This window comes from Pseudomonas sp. LAMO17WK12:I10, from assembly GCF_900215185.1.
In the GTDB taxonomy this organism is placed as follows: Bacteria; Pseudomonadota; Gammaproteobacteria; order Pseudomonadales; family Pseudomonadaceae; genus Aquipseudomonas; species Aquipseudomonas chlororaphis.
Map to the genome: position 1 here is coordinate 1 of NZ_OBDX01000090.1, position 1,422 is coordinate 1,422.

The 1,422-nt window shown below is 45.6% G+C and carries 1 protein-coding gene; it reads right to left on the minus strand.

What is annotated here, in order from left to right; all coding sequences use genetic code 11:
* Positions 1 to 81 precede the first annotated feature (81 nt).
* Entirely contained in the window at positions 82 to 777 is a 696-nt protein-coding gene (locus tag CRO75_RS32815; RefSeq protein WP_143504343.1) for a hypothetical protein, read from the minus strand.
* Positions 778 to 1,422 lie beyond the last annotated feature (645 nt).

The window sequence follows — 1,422 nt, forward strand, 5'->3', positions numbered from 1 at the left end:
TAATCGCGGGCGGGCGTCCGATTCTAGGCATGACTTCGAGGCTGTCCAGGCAGAAGAAATGGTAACTTTAGTTTATTTTGTCTACACCTTCTTAGTTTTCGCTGCTAATGGTGCTGGAGGAAGGACGTCTGGTTGAGTCAGCGCTGAAGGTAAATTCTCAAAGCGCGTTCCACCATAGATTTCATTGAGTATATGTATGATATTTTCGAGCGGATAGTTAGGGGTCACAGCATATACATACGTAGTTATTGTAGTAGACCAATCAACTGTTCGCTTAACCTCGTCATCGACGACGATTTTGTCAGACGCTTTGCTAGGCAGACCCAATAATTCACCAAGACCCCAAACCTTAGCATCTCCTGCTTGTTGAGTTTGGCCTGATTTTACCAAGCCGTATTTTCCATCCTCTCCTAGCCTAACTTTCAAGACAACTGCACGAAGATGATCCTCGAGTGCTATGCCCCGATGCCAGTGCTGTTCATTCGTATACTTATATCTTTCTGATGTGGCTAATTTGGTCGGGGACAATTCGTCTATGGATGTTCCGCTGACTTTCCCGACATCCTTATTATATGATCTATATAATCCAGTTTTAACAGACTTGTTGATTGGCGGGTATTTAGGCCATCCTGCTTTTTTTTCGCGATTTTGCTGTTCGATGTAGCTGTCGACCGCCTGATGCTCACTGGTTGCTGCGCTCGGGGCGATTAGCATCACAATGGGCTGTTGGCCTCCTACAAGGTTTGGCGTATAAGCTGACCTCGTGACCCCCTTCATGCTTCCTCCCTTTCCTATACTCAATACCCGAGTAAATATGGGATTAATGTGACTTTTCCGAACGTCGTTTTCCGGGCTCTTCCCAACACCAGTCAAGGAGCCAGCCAATAGAACTTTATGTTGGCCTACGTTCTGTGTTAGTGCCTCCCTCGGAAGTTCATGTGTAAAAACATACGATAGTGATGGGCTGGTGCCACTGCTGGCCTCGTTCCTGGGAAGCAGACAAGCAGCGGGATTTTCTACAGAATCACCGACTTTACCTGTACCCTCTTGATATGCACTGTCATTAACCTCAGACTCACAAGTATCGTTTGATAGACTATGTGGGGTTTCAATAGATTGAGACGAAGTACGCCGACGAGCGCCTGTAGAACCTTTTTTTATGGATTTATAGTTTGGCATAGACTCACCCTATCGAGACTAGATGATTAGCTATATATTCGGCAGTATAGTCATCTGAGACTGCTCTGAAAAATATCGGATGCACGGTAGACTTGCCCTACAATACCCGACTCCCACTCCCGTTAAATTAATGCTCCGAAGGCTATTCTAAGGAAGGTCTGAAGTACCCACCGATTTTTGATGCCTTCACTACTTGAGGTTCAAAAAAATGAATCGGTCGAAAAACAGCCCTTCTTGTCCTTA

Bases quoted from the DNA above. Each gene is read 5' to 3' on its own strand.
- CRO75_RS32815 (WP_143504343.1), bottom strand. From the start codon at position 777: ATGAAGGGGGTCACGAGGTCAGCTTATACGCCAAACCTTGTAGGAGGC.